Source organism: Acidiplasma cupricumulans, assembly GCF_001402935.1.
GTDB classification, from domain to species: Archaea; Thermoplasmatota; Thermoplasmata; order Thermoplasmatales; family Thermoplasmataceae; genus Acidiplasma; species Acidiplasma aeolicum.
The window spans coordinates 1-1,169 of record NZ_LKBH01000161.1; the positions used below are offsets into that span (position 1 = coordinate 1).

At 35.8% G+C, this 1,169-nt stretch carries 1 protein-coding gene; it reads left to right on the top strand.

Annotation, left to right across the window (positions count from 1 at the left end):
* Positions 1-23 precede the first annotated feature (23 nt).
* On the top strand, positions 24-1,115 hold the full coding sequence (locus AOG55_RS04510; RefSeq protein WP_048101185.1) for a TIGR04053 family radical SAM/SPASM domain-containing protein: 1,092 nt from the start codon (positions 24-26) through the stop codon (positions 1,113-1,115).
* Positions 1,116-1,169 lie beyond the last annotated feature (54 nt).

Here is a 1,169-nt window from a genome sequence, read left to right on the forward strand (position 1 = left end):
TATAAATAATAAATATATTAATTATGTATAATTATAATAACAAGCCAATACTTGTTTTTTATGAAACAACAAAGGCATGTGATCTTGCATGTAAACACTGCAGGGCATCAGCCATTGAGGCAAGGCTTCCAGACGAGATGACTGTTGATCAATCAGTTAATTTTGTTAAATCCATTAGAAATTTTGGAAAACCATATCCAATATTGATTTTAACTGGCGGGGATATGCTTAAAAAGGAGGGGCTTGAGGAGATACTTAGAACAGCATATGAATATAAGATTCCAGTTTCTGCCAGCCCCGCTGCCACTGCAAGGCTTAATGATGAATCATTTGAACTTCTTAAGAAATACAATGTACTTTCAATATCACTAAGCCTTGATGGACTTAGGGAAACACACAACTGGCTGCGCGGGTATGATTGGGTGTTTGATAAAACAATGGAGGCAATTAATACCGCCAGAAATCATAAAATGCCCGTGCAAATAAATACTGTTGTTCTAAAAAAGAATATAATGGAACTCCCGGATATTCTTAAATTATTAATAACTAATAATATAAGGGTGTGGGAGGTATTTTTCCTTATAAAAACCGGCAGATCAATAGATTTCGAGGATTTAACCCCACTGGAATATGAGGATGTAAACCACTGGCTTTACTACATCACATCATACAATATGACTGTAAGAACTGTTGAATCTCCAATATTTAGAAGAATTGCAGACGAAAAGGAAACATATCACGGTACATCACTTTACAGGGAACTAATAAGAAAAACCCATGAGCTTCTGGGCTTGCCTGATGGAAAACCGCACGTGCACATGGAAAAAACCAGGGACGGTAAGGGAATTATTTTTGTATCCCATAACGGTGATGTTTATCCAAGTGGATTTTTACCGGTTGTTCTTGGAAATGTCAAGAGAGAATCAATTGTCCATATTTATCAGAATAATGACATTTTAAGGCGTTTAAGAAATCCCGAAAATTTGGAGGGACTGTGTGGAAGCTGTGGTTATTCTGATGTATGTGGTGGTTCAAGGGCCAGGGCATATGCAACCTTCAACGATATTTTTGCCGAGGATCCTGCATGCATAAATACATATAATTTTATTAAATAAATAATAATATGCACAAAATTATGTAACTTATTAAATGCCTGCCATATTCGATAA

Excerpts from the sequence above, each read along its gene's own strand:
- AOG55_RS04510 (WP_048101185.1), top strand. The coding sequence starts at position 24 with ATGTATAATTATAATAACAAGCCAATACTTGTTTTTTATGAAACAACA.